We start from the raw sequence: 14359 nt of genomic DNA on the forward strand, positions 1-14359 counted from the left end.
GCGAGAGGTGTGGGGGGGGGGGTGTTTTCTTAAATCGTTTCCCCCCCCCCTGGGGGGGGGGGGGGGGGGGGAACCTCCGCGGCCAGCCACGATCACACCCGCACTGTGACCACCGGCCGTGGCCGGGTTCGCCACCTGCTCAGCCCAGTTGGCGGACCCAGATCGCGCGTTCCGCGCACAGTGCGTCCGGGGTGATCCGCGGCTCCGTGTCCCACACCCGCGTCTCCCGCGACTCACGCGTATAGCGCGGCCACTCCTTCCCCGGGTCCAGGTCGTGGATGAAGTTCACCCATGCCCCGTGCATCGCGTCCGCCAGCGCCTGGGGCGGGTTCGGGCCCGTTGCCGCCGCCACGCCCTCCGTGGCCTCCTCGGTGTTCAGGTGGTCGAACGCGAACGGGAGGTCCAGGCAGTGGTACGACATGCCCGTGAGCGGGGCCGCCCGGCTCTCCCAGACGAAGTGGTAGAGCCAGGTGGGGAGTTCGTGTTCCGCGCGCGCCTCGGCAATCGTCAGCGAAGGGCCCCGGAACGTGATGTCCGTGATCACCTGCGGCATCTGCTGGGCCGGGCTCTTGTCCGGGTGCAGCGCGAGGAACGCGTCGCTGCGCGCCTCGTCCAGGCCGGCCCCCGCGAGCATGCCCCGTACGTCCCCCTCCGTGGTGCTCGCGTCGAACGGGATCGCGTTGAATTCGTCCCGGGTGAAGCCCAGCATCAGCGGCACCCCGGTGCTCGCCGTCCGTGCCTCCGCCAGCGCCTGCGGCACCGGCTGCGGGATCAGCTCCCCGTCGGCGAACGGCGCGAGGCTCAGCATCGGGATGCCCTCGCTGTCCGGGCCGGGAGCGCCCAGCGTGTCCTGGAGGGCGAGGATCTCCTCGTCCGGCAGGTCGCGGAGCGCGGCAGCCGTGGCCGGCAGCCCCGTGCGGGCGGTGAACAGCTTCGACACCCTCAGGCCCATCTCCCTGTCCTGCGGATCGAGCACCGCACCCGACATCGAGATCCCCGCCCGGAACAGCCCCTTCGCCGACGGCGTCGCCAGCAGCGTCTGTACGGCGCCGCCGCCCGCCGACTGCCCCCCGACGGTCACCTTCGACGGGTCCCCGCCGAACGCCGCGATGTTCTCCCGCACCCACTCCAGCGCGGCGATCCAGTCGCGCACCCCACGGTTGTCGGGCGCGTCGTCCAGGTGCAGGAAGCCCTCGATGCCGAGCCGGTAGCCGAGCGAGACGAGGACCACGCCGTCGCGGTTGAAGGTGGCCCCGTCGTACCACGGGCTGGCGGCCGAGCCCGCGACGAAGCCGCCGCCGTGGATCCAGACCAGGACCGGCAGCGCCGTCCCTGCGGTCGCGTCCGGGGTGAACACGTTCAGGTTGAGGGTGCCGGCCCCCGGGATCGTCGGCTCCGGGATCGTCGTGACCTCGGCGAACTGCCGGCGCTGCGCGGTCGGGCCGTACGCCGTCGCGTCCAGCGGCTCCGTCCACGGCTCCGGCGCGACCGGCGCGGCGAACCGCAGCTCGCCGACGGGCGGCTTGGCGTACGGAATCCCGAGGAAGCGGTCACCGGAGGCGCGCCGCTCGCCCCGGACGGGGCCGAGTGTCGTGCGGACGGTGGGGCGGAGGTCGGGGGTCGTCATCTGCTGGCTCTCCTGGTGCAAAGGGAGGTCGGGACAGTAGGTTCCGGTCGATTCACCATTTATGTCAATGCTTGAAATAAAAGGTGGTGTACGCCACGCCGAGCGGCCGAGCCCTCCGCCGAGGAGGCAGAATCGCCCTGTGCCCCCCAAGCCCGCCGACTCCGCTCCCCGGCCGACCGACTCCGCCGCCGTACGACGTCACAACCTCGCCCGCGTCCTGCGCCACATCGCACTGGCCGGACCCTGCTCCCGTACGCAGGTCGCCGCCGCCACCGGTCTGGTGCACGCCTCCGTGACCGCCCTGGTCGCCGACCTCACGGAACGCGGTCTGGTGTGCGAGGCGGGGACCACTCAGTCCGGCCGCCGGGGGCGTCCGCAGCGGCAGCTCCAGCTCGTTCCCGAGCGCGTCACGGCCATCGCCGTACAGATCAGTCTGGAGCGGCTGCGTACCCAGGTCACCGACCTGGCGGGCACGGTCGTCACCGAGGAGTCGGTCGCCCACCACGCCCCCAAGGGCGACCCCCCGGCGCTCGCCGCCGCGGTCGCGGAAGCGGTCGGCCGGGCGGGGGACGCGGCGCGTTCGGTGTCCGGGGCGCACCTGTCGCAGGTGGTGGTCGCGATGGCTGGCCCGGTCACCTCGGACGCCTCGCACACGGTGGCCGCCGCGACGGACTTCGGCTGGCAGGGGCCTGTCGACCTGGGCGCGCTCATCGGGGCGTGCCTTCCCGGAGCGCCGGACGTCTCCCCCGTCCCCCTTGTTGTGGTCAACGACGCGAACATGGCGGCCCTCGCCGAGTACCACTCCCTGGCAGCCCGCCAGGTCGGCCGACCCCCGCACGGCATGGCCTACTTCAAGGCCGACACCGGCGTCGGCGGCGGCTTCGTCAGCGAGGGCCGTATCCACGGCGGCAGCCACGGCCTGGCGGGCGAACCCGGCCACCTCCCGCTCTCCCTCGAAGGACCGCCCTGCGACTGCGGCGCCCGGGGCTGCCTCGCCATCTACGCGGGCCCCGAAACCCTCGTCGCGGCGGCGGGCCTGTCCGGCACGCTCCAGCGCTCCGGCAAGGACGCCGCACTCGCCGCACTCGACCTGGCCCTGCGCGCCGACGACCCCCGCGCGGTGGCCGCCCTCGACGCGGCGGGCGAGGCCCTGGGCGCCGCCATCCTCGGCGTCACCTCGATCCTGGACGTCGACGAAGTGGTGCTCGGCGGCTACCTGGCCACCTGGTACCCCTGGCTGGAGCGCGCCGTCCTCTCCCGCCTGGAACGCCGCCGCGCCCTCGCCCCGGCCATGACCCCGCTGCCCGTGCTCGGCAGCCTCGGCGAGGAGGCGACACTGCGCGGCGCGGCACTCTTCGCCCGGGACGCGGTGCTGGACGACCCGGCGCAGGTACCGGTGGGACGGCCTGCGCTCAGCGGGCTGCCAGACGCCACAGCGAAGTGACCTCCGCCGCGCGCGCGGCGTGCAGCGGGTCGTCGGCGTCCTTGGCGCGCGGGTGTTCCGGCCTGGTGTCGATGCGCTCCAGGACCTCCAGGCCCGCTGCCCCGATGACGGTCAGGAGCTCGTCGCGGGTCCGCAGGCCGAGGTGTTCGGCGAGGTCCGAGAGGATGAGCCAGCCCTCGCCGCCCGGGTTCAGACGGGCGGTCAGACCGTTCAGGAAGCCGTGCAGCATGTCGCTGTTGGTGTCGTAGACGCCCTGCTCGACGGAGGAGGTCGGGCGGGCGGGGAGCCACGGCGGGTTGCAGACGACCAGATCGGCGCGGCCGTCGCCCTCGGGGTACAGGGCGGGTCCTGTGACGTCGACGCGGTCGGCGAGGTGCAGCCGGCCGATGTTGTCGCGGGCGCAGGCCAGCGCGCGGGGGTTGATGTCGGTGGCCGCGACCCGGTCGAAGCCCCGGTTCGCGAGGACGGCGGCGAGCACGCCGGTGCCCGTGCCGAGGTCGAAGGCGGTACGGGGAGTACGAGTGCCGGTGCTGTCGGTGCTCCCGCTCGCCCGCCCGGGTAGCGGGGTGCGCGCGACCAGGTCCACGTACTCGCCCCTGACCGGGGAGAACACACCGTAGTACGGGTGGATGCGCGCGCCGAGCGCCGCGATCTCCACGCCCTTCTCGCGCCACTGCTGCGCGCCGATCACGCCCAGCAGCTCCGTGAGCGAGACCGCCTTGGGCCCGGTCGCGGGACCGTACGCCTCGTCGCACGCCCGGCGTACGTCGGGGGCCCGGCGCAGCGCGAGGGAGTGGTCGTCCTCCAGCAGGACCAGGAGCTTGCCCAGGACGCGGGCGCGGTGGTTGCGGGCCCGGCGGTGCAGGTGGAAGGACTCGGCCGGGGTGTCGCCGGTGGGCGGAGCCTTGCGTTCGATGCGGCGGCGCATGGCCTGGAGCAGCTGGCGCGCGTTGTGGAAGTCGCCGCGCCACAGCAGCGTCGTACCCTCGCAGGCCAGCTTGTAGGCGGCGTCGGCCTTCGTCCGGTCGTCCGCGACGGCGACCCGGGCGGGGGGCGGGGTGGCGCTCTCGGAGTGCCAGGGGGCGGACAGTTCGGTGTCGCCCTCGGTCCACCGGATCGTGGGCACCGGGTTTGCGGACGCCGGGTTCGTGGACACCGCGTACTCCTCGTGATCGAACGTGCGGGACATCGGGACAGCAGGGCATGACGGTGGAACGTGCACTCCGACGCGAGGAGCGTGTCATCGCGCGTCGCGCAGCGTCCGAATGTATGCCGCGGTCAGCGCAACGGCACGATCGTCGTCGTGCGAGAGATCTGCGAGGGCACGTGAGGCCGTGCTTCCCGGGATGTCCGCGAGCGCCTCGGTGAGCCGCCGGCGGGCGGACGGTTCGACGGTGTCGTGGGCGAGACGGTCAACGAGTGTGCTGGCGATCCTATCCGCCGCTCGCGGACGGCCCGCCAGCGCGCCCAGGGCGTCGGCGGCGGCGACGTCGCTCGTCCCCGCGACCACCATGTCCACGAGGGTCCCGACCGCGTCGTCCACGCCGCGCGGCCCAAGCGCCAGCGCCGCGTTGTTGCGGATCGTGGCGTCGGGGTGGGTGAGGGCATCGCGCAGCAGGGCGGTCGCGCCGTCGTCCGGGATCTCGGCGATCGACTCGACGGCCCGCTTCCCGACCTCGGCGTCCGGCGAGGCGAGGCCCTCGGCCAGGAGGGGCAGTCCGGCGGCGCCCGACTGCGCCAGGGCCCAGCGGAGGGCTCCGGCGACATTCGGGTCCGTCTCGCTCAGCACGGCCTCGACCAGCGCTTCCACCGGCAGCGGCACCGGAGCCTCTTCGTCCGACAGCGCCGAGGACTGTGCCGAGGGCTGTGGCGAGGGCTGTGCTGAGGACAGCGCCGCCCGCTGCCGCTTCGCCGGGCTCTCCGACCCCAGCGCCTGGAGCAGCGCCACGATCTGCAGCGCGTCCTCCCACCCGGCCGGTTCGGCAGCCCCCAGCCGCCGCAGCCGCGTCAGCAGCGCCGTCTCGGCCGCGATGCGCTCCTGCGTCTGCCGTACGAGGCCGTCGACGAGCTCCGAGGGCGTGAAGCCGGGATCGTCCAGCGCCCGCCCGACGTCCCGCAGCGAGAGCCCCAGCGAACGCAGGCTCTCGATGTGGAAGATCCGCCGGATGTCCTCGCCGGAGTACTCGCGGTAGCCGCCCCCGGTCCGCCCGCTCGGCCGGACCAGGCCGAGCGACTCGTAATGCCTGAGCATGCGGGCGCTGACCCCGGACCGCCGTGCCACCTCACCGATCAACATCCGCCTACCCTGCTCCTTCCTGCCCCGGTCCGCCGAGCACCGCGACACGCTTGGCCTCCTCGATCGCGAACTCGAATCCGGCGTCCGGGTCGTGGAACAGCCGCTCCGTGGCCAGCGCGTGCTGACGTACGAGCGGGTCCTGGTCGGTCGCCGCGATCCGCCGCAGCGCGGGCAGCATCATGTCACCGAGCGCGATCAGCGCCCGGCTCAGGCTGAGCCGGGTCTCCCGCTCGCCCCGCCCGAGCTGCGTCACCAGTACGCCGGCCAACTCCGCCTCCTCGCCCTCCGGTACGAGCACGACCGCCGCCCGCCAGGCGCTCCGGGCCACCTCGTCGTCCGGATCGGCCAGCAGCGCCCGCGTGATCACCGGCCACGCCTGCCGGTCCCCGATCTTGGACAGGGTGTGCAGGGCCTGGCTCCGCGCCTGGTTCCGCTGCGAGCGGACCTCGCCGACGAGGGCGGGGACGGTCGCGGACGAGGGGTGCCGGGTGAGCGCCCAGGTGAGCGTCTCGCGTACGTAGAACCCCGGCTCGATCGCGCACCGCTCGATGAGCTTGTCGACGAACCGCAGGTCAGGGTGCGTCCCGACCGCGAGCGCCGCCCGCAACCGCACCGACTCGCGGTCGTCCTCCAGAGCGCGGAGTGCGCGCGCCGTGTCCTGCTGTGCCATGGCCATCGGGACCACCTCCTTGACCACAGTGAAAACCTTGTCACCATGTCAAGGTCAACCGCTCAACGAAGAGGAACCCCGGCCCTCGTGGTCGGCGGCACCGGAATGCTCGCGGGCGTCGTCACCGCCCTGGCCGCGGACGGGCACCCGACGGCGGTGCTCGCCCGCGGGAAACAGGCCCTCGCCGCGCTCGCGGAGTCCTGCGAGGGGGCCGGGTACGTCGTCCCGCTTCCGGTCGACTACGCGTCAGGCGTACGGGAGTTGAGGAGCGCGCTGCGCGGCGCGGTCCGCGAGACGGGGCTCTTCCGGATCGCGGTCCTGTGGGTCCGTACGCCCCAACGGGCGGCGGTGTACCCGGCCCTGGCCGAGGTGCTGGCGAAAGACGCGCTCGTGGTGGAGGTCGTGGGCAGCTCGGCGGCCGATCCGGCGGGGCCGGCCCCAGAGGTTCCCCCGGCGTTCCGCGAACACCGCTTCCGGCGGGTGATCCTCGGGTTCACCGACGGGGACGGCGCGGGGGGAGCGGCCGCCGGCACCCGGTGGCTCGTGCACCGGGAGATCCACGAGGGGGTGCTCGCGGCGGTACGCGCGCCCGAGGGGGCCGGCGAGACGTACGGCTCGTACGACACGTTCGTCGTCGGCCGTGTCCGGCCCTGGGGGGAGCGGCCCTAGCCCGGAGCCGGAGCTCCCGCCGTCGCCCGGTACTGGCCCGGCGTGGTGCCGAACTGCCTGCTGAAGGCGTGGGAGAGGGCGTACGGGGTTCCGTAGCCGACCTGGCGGGCGACCGTGGCCAGAGGGTCCGGGGTGTCGCGGAGCAGGGCGGCGGCCGAGGTCAGCCGCCACCAGGTCAGGTACGCCATCGGCGGGCGTCCGACCAGGGTGGTGAAGCGGCGGGCCAGCGTCGCGCGGGAGACTCCCGTCTCGGCGGCCAGCCGGTCGACGGTCCAAGGGGCGGCCGGGTCGGTGTGCAGTGCGCGCAGGGCGTCGGCCACCACCGGGTCGCCCAGTACGGCCGGCCAGGTGCCGCTGCCCCGGGTCGTCCACACCCGGATCGTGTAGACCAGCAGCAGATCGAGCAGGCTGGGTACGGCGATGCAGGAGCCCGGCCCCCGCGCGCCCACCTCGTTGCCCAACAGGTCGATGACCGAACGGAGTTCGGGGTGGTCGCCCACCCGGTTCGGTACATGGACGACCGTGGGCAGTTCGCGCATCAGCGGGTGCGCGCCACGGCGGTCGAGACGGTACTTGCCGCACAGCATCTCCACCTCGCCCGAGCCGTCCCGGGGCCGGTGCGCGTCCCTCCTGTCGAGCCACCGCTCGAACGGCAGCGCCGCTGCCACGGTCGCCGCGTCGGCGGGGGAGTCGGCGATCACGTGCCCCGTGCCGTGCGGCAGCAGCACCAGGTCGCCCGGGCGGAGCGAGACCGGCGCGCCGGAGTCGGGGAGCAGCCAGCAGTTGCCCTCCAGTACGACGTGGAAGCCCGCACCGTCGTACGGGTCGAGCCGCGTGCACCAACTCCCGCCGACCCGCACCCGGTTCGAGGAGGGCCGCCCGATGCGTACGGCCGAGACTGCGTCGCTCACCACGTCCATCGGGTCAGGGTATCCGGGCCAGGGTGTCGTGCATGAGACGACTGCGTATCTTCATGAGTTGATGAGGCATTGAGACGCTCGATCGTGCTTCCTAGCATCAAGGTCATGGACATGGACACGAGTACGACCGAGGACATCGCACAACCCGAGGCCACCGACCCGAGCACCCAGCGCTTCGTGCTCGGCGACGTCGAGGTCATCCGGGTCGTCGAATGGCAGACCCCCTTCGCCCCCGCACGCACCCTGGTCCCCGGTTCCGACGCCGCGCTGTGGCAGGACAACGCGGACCGGCTGGCCCCCGCGCACTGGGACCCCGGGAGCGACAGGGCCGTCATGGCGCTCCAGTCGTGGGTCCTGCGCAGCCAGGGGCGGACCGTACTGATCGACACCGGAGTGGGCAACGGCCGTGAGCGGCCCAACAATCCGCACTTCCATCACATGCAGGGGGACTTCCCCGACGCACTGGCCCGTGCCGGAGTCCGGCCCGAGGATGTCGACGTCGTCGTCAACACCCACCTCCACGCCGACCACGTCGGCTGGAACACCACGGCGGCGGACGGCGGTTGGCGGCCGATGTTCCCGAACGCCCAGTACCTGATCCCGGCTGCGGACGACTTCCACTTCGGTCCGGAGAACGGCTACGGCAACGGCCGCCAGCCGGACGACCGGCTGCTCTACGAGGACAGCATCGCGCCCGTCCACCGGGCCGGCCAGTCCGTCCTGTGGGACGGGGACAGCGACGGGAGCAGCGGATACCGCATCGACGCACACCTCACCCTGGAATCCGCACCCGGCCACACCCCCGGCTCGTCCGTACTGCGCCTCGCGTCCGGGGGCGACCGGGCGGTCTTCGTCGGCGACCTCCTGCACAGCCCGGCGCAGATACTCGCGCCCTCCTGCAACAGCTGCTTCTGCCTGGACCAGGAGCAGGCGGTGGCCAGCCGACGCCGCGTCCTCGAACGCGCGGCGGACGAACGCGAGTTGGTCGTGCCCGCCCACTTCGCGGGCGCGGGCGCGGTGGAGGTCCGGCGGGCGGGCGACGGGTTCGCCCTCGGCCGTTGGGCGGCGTACGGGCGTCAGTGAGCCGAGTGGCCGACGGCAACGGCCGCTTCCGGCAGGGCCGGTGCGGCGTCGTACCGTGCCAGGATCAGCCGGGCCACCGCCTCATGGGTCCCGAGCGGCGCCGACGTCACCGAACCGGCCCCCGCAGCCGCTGCCGCCGCCCTGCGCGCGAAGAACCCCGGGGTCATCAGGTACGTCGACACCGTCACGTCCTCGTGGCCCTGCGCCCGCAGCGCCGCCACCGCCTCCGCAGGCGTGGGGGAGCCGCCGCACAGGTAGGACGGGACCGCAGGGCGCCCCAGACGGTGGGTCAGCAGCTCCGCCATCTCGGCGGTGTCCCGCTGCGACCTCGGGTCGGAGGATCCGGCCGAGGCGAGCACCACCGGCCCGGTGGCGGGCGCCCGTACCTGTTCCAGCCGGTCGGCCAGCGCCTGGGCGAGCAGCGGGTCCGGGCCCAGCGCGTCCGCGATCCGCGCCCGCACCTGTGGGGCCTCGGCCAGTGCCGCAGGAATGTCGACCCGGATGTGATAGCCCGTGCCGAGAAGTAGGGGTACGAGCACCACCTCGCCGGAGAGTCCCGCCAGCACCTCCCCGAGGCTCGGGCGTGCCACATCGACGTACGCCAGCAACACCCGCAGTTCCGGGCGCAGTTCGCGCACCCTGGCGATGAGTGCCTCGGTGGTCGCGGTCCCGGCGGGGTCCCGCGTGCCGTGCGCCACGGCGAGGAGGGTCCGGGCCTTCGGCGGCCCCGGTATGTCCGGTGTCACCTCGGGTCCACCGCCAGCCGGTAGCCCCGCTTCGTCACCGTACGGACGAGGGAGGAGTACGGGCCCAGGGCCGACCGCAGCCGGGCCACCGCCGCCTCCACCGTGTGCTCGTCCGTCGGGCGCGGGGAGTCGGGTTCGGCGGGCCAGGCCCTGCGCAGGAGTTCGGCGCGGCTCAGGACGGTGCCGGGGCGTTCCGCCAGCGCGCGCAGGATCGCGGCCGGGAGGGGGGTGAGGTGGACGGTGCCGGCGGTGCCGGAGACCGCTGTGCCCTGGAGGGTCAACCAGTCGCCCTCGTGGGGGAGTTGGCGGCGGTGCAGGCCCGGGAGCTGCTGGTCGAGGGTGCGTACCAGGGAGCCGAGCCTGCCGCGTTCCGGCCAGACGCACGGCACGTCCGCCGCGAGCAGCGGGCGGGCGCAGACCGGGCCTATGCAGGCCGCGAGCACGGTCGTGCGCATCGCGGTGAGAAGCTCCTCGCGTCGGCCCGACTCCTCCGCCGCCCCGAGGAACGCGTCGATCGCCGGAGCACTGGTGAAGGGCAGCGCGTGCACCTCGCCCCGTACCGTCGCTTCCACCAGCCGCTGCACCGCTTCCGGGTCGGCGGCCGGACCCCACCGGTAGACCGGCACCTCCACCACCTCCGCGCCGCGTGCGCGCAGCGCGGCGGTGAACTCCGGGAGTGCTGCCCCGTGTTCCTGGACGGCGACGCGGCGCCCGGTCAGGTCCTGGCCGAGCAGCCACTCCAGCAGCTCGTCGACCGCCTCGGAAGCGGGCGCGTAACTCTCCCGCAGCCCGGACGCCCGGATCGCGCCCGTCGCCTTCGGGCCCCGGCTGATCACCGTCGCCGTCCGGCAGGCGTCGACGAGCGCGGTGCCCGTCCCCCACCCCTCCGCCGCGCTGATCCAGCCGCGCCAGCCGACACCGGTGGTCGCGACCACGTAGTCCAGCGGCGCCGCCAGGCACTCCTCGGTCGCCTGCCGTACGCGGGCGTCGTCGTCCAGCGGCACGATCCGCAGGGCGGGCGCGGAAACGATCCGCGCGCCTCGGCGCCGGAGCAGGGTTTCGAGCTCGTCGCGGCGGCGGTCGGCGGTCACGCCCACCGTCAGTCCGACCAGTGGGCCCTCGGGCGGAACGGGCGGGGTGGGCAGTGCTGCTGTCATGCGCCGACACTGGCCGAACGTTGTTAAGCCGCTGTTACGGACGCGTCTCGCCGACGTGAGAGTAGAGCCGCCCCGCGATACGGGCGTGTGTCCTGGCCCTCGCACGCTGACCTGCGGGAAGTGAGCGATACGTACCGTCCGCGCAACGCACGGGATGCGGGCGCGTAACGCCGCGCGGGCACGGTGTGGCCCATGAACGCGACCCCGACGACGCTCCCGGTGGCTCCGGCGGCCCCAGCAGGCAGCCCGGCCGCCGCCCCTGCCTCCCCCGCCGACACCCACTGTCCGTACTGCTCCCTGCAGTGCGGGATGCGGCTGCGCGCCACCGGATCGGCCGCCCGGCCCGTGGAGATCGTCGAGCGCCCCGAATTCCCGGTGAACCGGGGAGCCTTGTGCGGCAAGGGCCACAACGCCGCCGCCGTCCTCGCGCCGGGTGTCCGGCTCACCACCCCTCTCGTACGGGACGACAAGGGCGGCCCGCTGCGCGAGGCCGGCTGGGACGAGGCCCTGGACCGGGTCGCGGCGGCCTTCCGCACGACGGCCGGCCGGTACGGGCGCGACGCGGTCGGCGTGTTCGGCGGCGGCGGGCTCACCAACGAAAAGGCGTACCTGCTCGGCAAGTTCGCCCGCGTCGCATTGCGTACGGCGCACATCGACTACAACGGCCGCTTCTGCATGTCCTCCGCAGCCGCCGCGCACAAGGCCGCCTTCGGCCTCGACCGGGGCCTCCCCTTCCCCCTGGCGGACGTGGCGCGCACCGGCTGCGTGATCCTCGTCGGCAGCAACCTCGCCGACACGATGCCGCCCGCCGTCCGCTATCTGCGCGAGATGCGGGAGGCGGGCGGGAAGCTGATCGTCGTCGACCCGCGCCGCACCAGGACCGCCGAGCTGGCCGACCTCCACCTGGCCCCGATGCCCGGCACCGACCTGGCGCTCGCACTGGGGCTGCTGCACCTGGTGATCGCGGGCGGACACGTCGACGAGGAGTTCGTGGCCGCCCGTACGAGCGGGTACGAGGACGCGCGGGCCGCCGCGATGGCGCACTGGCCGGAGCGCGTCGAGACCCTGACCGGGGTGCCGGTGGCCCAACTGCGGCGCACCGTCGAGCTGTTCGTGGCCGCCGGATCCGGGATGGTGCTGACCGCGCGCGGCCCCGAACAGCAGAGCAAGGGCGTCGACACCGTCGGCGCGTGGATCAACCTGTGCCTGGCGACGGGCCGGGCCGGGCGCCCGCTGTCCGGCTACGGATGTCTGACCGGGCAGGGCAACGGGCAGGGCGGGCGCGAACACGGCCAGAAGGCCGACCAGTTGCCCGGCTACCGGTCGATCACGGACCCGGCGGCACGCGCACACGTGGCGCGGGTCTGGGGAGTCGACCCGGCGGACCTGCCGGGGCCCGGCGTCTCCGCGTACGAGCTCCTGGACGCGCTGGGGACCGAGGGCGGGGTCAGGTCGCTGCTCCTGATGGGCTCCAACCCGGTCGTCTCCGCACCGAACGCCCGCCACGTCACCGAGCGGGTGCGGGCCCTGGACACCCTGGTGGTCTGCGACGTGGTCCTCTCCGAGACCGCCGCGCTCGCCGACGTCGTACTGCCGTCGGCCCAGTGGGCGGAGGAGACCGGCACCATGACCAACCTGGAGGGCCGCGTCATCCTCCGCCAGGCGGCGGTGCGCCCGCCGGGGCAGGTCCGCTCGGACCTGCACATCCTGCACGAACTGGCGGCCAGGCTCGGGCACGAGAAGGGCTTCCCGTACGACCCGGAGGAGGTCTTCGCGGAACTGCGCGAGGCCTCGGCGGGCGGCCAGGCGGACTACTCGGGCATCAGCTACGGGCGGATACGGGAGGAGGAGGGGGTTTTCTGGCCGTGCCCGGCGGGTGCGGGGGAGGGGACGGAGGCCGGTGCGGGCGAGGGGACGGATGCTGGTGCAGGCGAGGGGGCTGATCCTCACCCCGGCACCCCGCGCCTCTTCCTCGACCGGTTCGCCACCCCCGACGGGCGGGCCCGCTTCGCCGACGTCTCGCACCGGCCCGCAGCCGAGGAGCCGGACGCCGACTACCCGCTGTACCTCACCACCGGGCGGGTCCTCGCCCAGTACCAGAGCGGCGCCCAGACCCGCCGCACCCCCGAGCTGAACGGTGCCGCACCCGGCCCCTTCGTCGAGCTGCACCCGCGTCTCGCGGCCCGACTGGGAGTGGCGGAGGGCGAGTTGCTCGCCGTGACCAGCCGGCGCGGACGGGCCACCGCACCCGCGCGGGTGACCGGGGGAATCCGGCCGGACACGGTGTTCATGCCGTTCCACTGGGCGGGCGAGGGCCGGGCGAACTCCCTCACCAACGCGGCGCTCGACCCGACGTCGCGGATGCCGGAGTTCAAGGTGTGCGCAGTGAAGGTGGAGAAGGCATGACCGGGCCGGTACGAGTGGCAGTGGTCGGCGCGGGCATGGCAGCCGCCCGGCTCGCCCGGCAGGCAATGGCCCAAGCGCCTGAGGGGGCACTGGAGTTCACGCTGTACGGCCACGAGTCGTACGCCCCGTACAACCGCGCCCTCCTCGCCGGAGTACTGGACGGCCGCTACACCCCGGACGCCCTCGCGCTCCCGGCCGGTGGAGCCCTCGTCCGTACGGGCACGGAGGTCGTGGCCCTGGACACGGCGGACCGGACGCTGCGGACGGACACGGGCGAGTCCGCCTCGTACGACCGCCTCGTCCTCGCCACTGGGGCGAACCCCGTACTGCCCCCGATCCGCCACCTGCACAGCACGGGACCGGACATGCCTGGGAACGCCAAGTCCGGCCGCGAGCTCAAGGACGGGGTGCACGCCTTCCGGTCGCTCGCCGACTGCGTACGCCTCGCCGAGGCCGCCACCGACGCCCGGCGCGCCGTCGTCATCGGCGGCGGGGTACTCGGTGTCAGCGCCGCCCGCGCACTCGCCGCCCTCGGCATTCCCGTCGAAGTCGTGCACCAGGCACCACACCTGATGGAACGTCATCTCGACGAGGAGGCCGGTGCCACCGTCCGGCGCGCCCTGGAAGGCATGGGCGCTGCCGTCTACACCGGCAACCGGGCCCGCGCCCTGCGCGGCGACCGCGCGGTGACCGGGGTCGCCCTCGCCAGCGGCCACGTACTCGACTGCGACCTCGTCGTCCTGGCCTGCGGGGTCCGCCCCCGCACCGGTCTTGCCCGCGCCGCCGGGATCGAGGTGCGGCGCGGCGTTGTCGTCGACGACACCCTCGCCACCTCGGCGCCCGGTGTGTACGCCATCGGCGACTGCACCGAACACCGGGGCGCCGTGCACGGGCTGACCGGACCGGCGTGGGCGCAGGCCGACGTACTGGCCGCCCGGCTCTCGGGCGCCGCACCGGACGCCACGTACACCGGGACTTCGGGCCCCGGGGCTTCGGGCTTCGCCCGGCTCACCGCCGGGGCCCTGGAGATCGCCGCGTTCGGCGAGGTCGCGGACACCGACGGGGACGCGCTGCGGCTCGCCGACGGCACGCGCGGGGCCTACGGCTCGTACAAGAAGCTCGTGATGCGCGGCGACCGGCTCGTCGGCGCGATCCTCGTCGGCGACCTCACCGCCGTGGGCGAACTCACCCGTACCTACGAGAGGGGCGAGCCGCTGCCGCCGAGCCCCCTCGATCTGCTCACACCCATCGAAGCCGAAGGAGCCACTCTGTGACGTCCGTGACGGAGAAAGAAGCAGCCGCGACGGAGGCGGCGGGCCGCCGCCTGGTGCTCGTCGGCCA

The 14359-nt window shown here is 73.9% G+C and carries 12 protein-coding genes; 5 read left to right on the forward strand and 7 right to left on the reverse strand.

Features of this window, described 5'->3' with window-relative positions:
* Positions 1-139 precede the first annotated feature (139 nt).
* Positions 140-1627 carry a carboxylesterase/lipase family protein gene (locus tag ACZ5PB_RS21125; protein ID WP_468693219.1) on the reverse strand — a complete coding sequence of 496 codons (1488 nt, stop codon included), beginning with the start codon at positions 1625-1627 and terminating at the stop codon, positions 140-142.
* 139 nt (positions 1628-1766) lie between these two features.
* Between ACZ5PB_RS21125 and ACZ5PB_RS21130 the strand changes: the two genes are divergently transcribed.
* Positions 1767-3071 carry an ROK family transcriptional regulator gene (locus ACZ5PB_RS21130; protein WP_468693221.1) on the forward strand — a complete coding sequence of 435 codons (1305 nt, stop codon included), beginning with the start codon at positions 1767-1769 and terminating at the stop codon, positions 3069-3071.
* On the opposite strand, the gene ACZ5PB_RS21135 is transcribed toward ACZ5PB_RS21130, so the two are convergent.
* The 3 genes from ACZ5PB_RS21135 to ACZ5PB_RS21145 form a co-directional block, all read right to left on the reverse strand.
* Positions 3040-4197 carry a methyltransferase gene (locus tag ACZ5PB_RS21135; RefSeq protein ID WP_468693269.1) on the reverse strand — a complete coding sequence of 386 codons (1158 nt, stop codon included), beginning with the start codon at positions 4195-4197 and terminating at the stop codon, positions 3040-3042. The two genes, ACZ5PB_RS21130 and ACZ5PB_RS21135, sit on opposite strands and share 32 nt — an antisense overlap.
* A 114-nt stretch (positions 4198-4311) precedes the next feature.
* On the reverse strand, positions 4312-5367 hold the full coding sequence (locus tag ACZ5PB_RS21140; protein ID WP_468693223.1) for a MerR family transcriptional regulator: 1056 nt from the start codon (positions 5365-5367) through the stop codon (positions 4312-4314).
* 4 nt (positions 5368-5371) lie between these two features.
* Positions 5372-6043, reverse strand: a complete 672-nt coding sequence (locus tag ACZ5PB_RS21145; RefSeq protein ID WP_468693225.1) for a HEAT repeat domain-containing protein — start codon at positions 6041-6043, stop codon at positions 5372-5374.
* A 39-nt stretch (positions 6044-6082) separates the two neighbouring features.
* On the opposite strand from ACZ5PB_RS21145, the gene ACZ5PB_RS21150 reads away from it, so the two are divergent.
* On the forward strand, positions 6083-6706 hold the full coding sequence (locus ACZ5PB_RS21150; protein ID WP_468693227.1) for a Rossmann-fold NAD(P)-binding domain-containing protein: 624 nt from the start codon (positions 6083-6085) through the stop codon (positions 6704-6706).
* On the opposite strand, the gene ACZ5PB_RS21155 is transcribed toward ACZ5PB_RS21150, so the two are convergent.
* Positions 6703-7626 carry an AraC family transcriptional regulator gene (locus ACZ5PB_RS21155; RefSeq protein WP_468693228.1) on the reverse strand — a complete coding sequence of 308 codons (924 nt, stop codon included), beginning with the start codon at positions 7624-7626 and terminating at the stop codon, positions 6703-6705. The two genes, ACZ5PB_RS21150 and ACZ5PB_RS21155, sit on opposite strands and share 4 nt — an antisense overlap.
* 111 nt (positions 7627-7737) lie before the next feature.
* On the opposite strand from ACZ5PB_RS21155, the gene ACZ5PB_RS21160 reads away from it, so the two are divergent.
* A complete protein-coding gene (locus ACZ5PB_RS21160; protein ID WP_468693270.1) occupies positions 7738-8709 on the forward strand; it encodes an MBL fold metallo-hydrolase in 972 nt (323 codons plus the stop codon).
* On the opposite strand, the gene ACZ5PB_RS21165 is transcribed toward ACZ5PB_RS21160, so the two are convergent.
* Both ACZ5PB_RS21165 and ACZ5PB_RS21170 read right to left on the reverse strand, forming a co-directional pair.
* Positions 8703-9455 (reverse strand): sirohydrochlorin chelatase, encoded by a 753-nt coding sequence (locus ACZ5PB_RS21165; RefSeq protein WP_468693230.1) that lies wholly within the window; start codon positions 9453-9455, stop codon positions 8703-8705. The genes ACZ5PB_RS21160 and ACZ5PB_RS21165 overlap by 7 nt on opposite strands.
* On the reverse strand, positions 9452-10612 hold the full coding sequence (locus ACZ5PB_RS21170; RefSeq protein ID WP_468693231.1) for a uroporphyrinogen-III synthase: 1161 nt from the start codon (positions 10610-10612) through the stop codon (positions 9452-9454). The genes ACZ5PB_RS21165 and ACZ5PB_RS21170 overlap by 4 nt, the downstream gene beginning before the upstream one ends.
* Positions 10613-10804: 192 nt before the next feature.
* Between ACZ5PB_RS21170 and ACZ5PB_RS21175 the strand changes: the two genes are divergently transcribed.
* On the forward strand, positions 10805-13018 hold the full coding sequence (locus ACZ5PB_RS21175) for a molybdopterin oxidoreductase family protein (RefSeq protein ID WP_468693233.1): 2214 nt from the start codon (positions 10805-10807) through the stop codon (positions 13016-13018).
* Entirely contained in the window at positions 13015-14292 is a 1278-nt protein-coding gene (locus ACZ5PB_RS21180; protein WP_468693235.1) for an NAD(P)/FAD-dependent oxidoreductase, read from the forward strand. Before ACZ5PB_RS21175 ends, ACZ5PB_RS21180 begins: the two co-directional genes overlap by 4 nt.
* The last annotated feature ends 67 nt before the right edge of the window (positions 14293-14359 follow it).

This window comes from Streptomyces sp. NPDC032721 (genome assembly GCF_055579625.1).

What these genes read in the sequence shown, in the direction of transcription:
- ACZ5PB_RS21125 (WP_468693219.1), bottom strand. Translation starts at nt 1,627, where the DNA reads ATGACGACCCCCGACCTCCGCCCCACCGTCCGCACGACACTCGGCCCC.
- ACZ5PB_RS21140 (WP_468693223.1), bottom strand. Translation starts at nt 5,367, where the DNA reads ATGTTGATCGGTGAGGTGGCACGGCGGTCCGGGGTCAGCGCCCGCATG.
- ACZ5PB_RS21145 (WP_468693225.1), bottom strand. Translation starts at nt 6,043, where the DNA reads ATGGCCATGGCACAGCAGGACACGGCGCGCGCACTCCGCGCTCTGGAG.
- ACZ5PB_RS21150 (WP_468693227.1), top strand. Translation starts at nt 6,083, where the DNA reads ATGTCAAGGTCAACCGCTCAACGAAGAGGAACCCCGGCCCTCGTGGTC.
- ACZ5PB_RS21155 (WP_468693228.1), bottom strand. Translation starts at nt 7,626, where the DNA reads ATGGACGTGGTGAGCGACGCAGTCTCGGCCGTACGCATCGGGCGGCCC.
- ACZ5PB_RS21160 (WP_468693270.1), top strand. Translation starts at nt 7,738, where the DNA reads ATGGACACGAGTACGACCGAGGACATCGCACAACCCGAGGCCACCGAC.
- ACZ5PB_RS21170 (WP_468693231.1), bottom strand. Translation starts at nt 10,612, where the DNA reads ATGACAGCAGCACTGCCCACCCCGCCCGTTCCGCCCGAGGGCCCACTG.
- ACZ5PB_RS21175 (WP_468693233.1), top strand. Translation starts at nt 10,805, where the DNA reads ATGAACGCGACCCCGACGACGCTCCCGGTGGCTCCGGCGGCCCCAGCA.
- ACZ5PB_RS21180 (WP_468693235.1), top strand. Translation starts at nt 13,015, where the DNA reads ATGACCGGGCCGGTACGAGTGGCAGTGGTCGGCGCGGGCATGGCAGCC.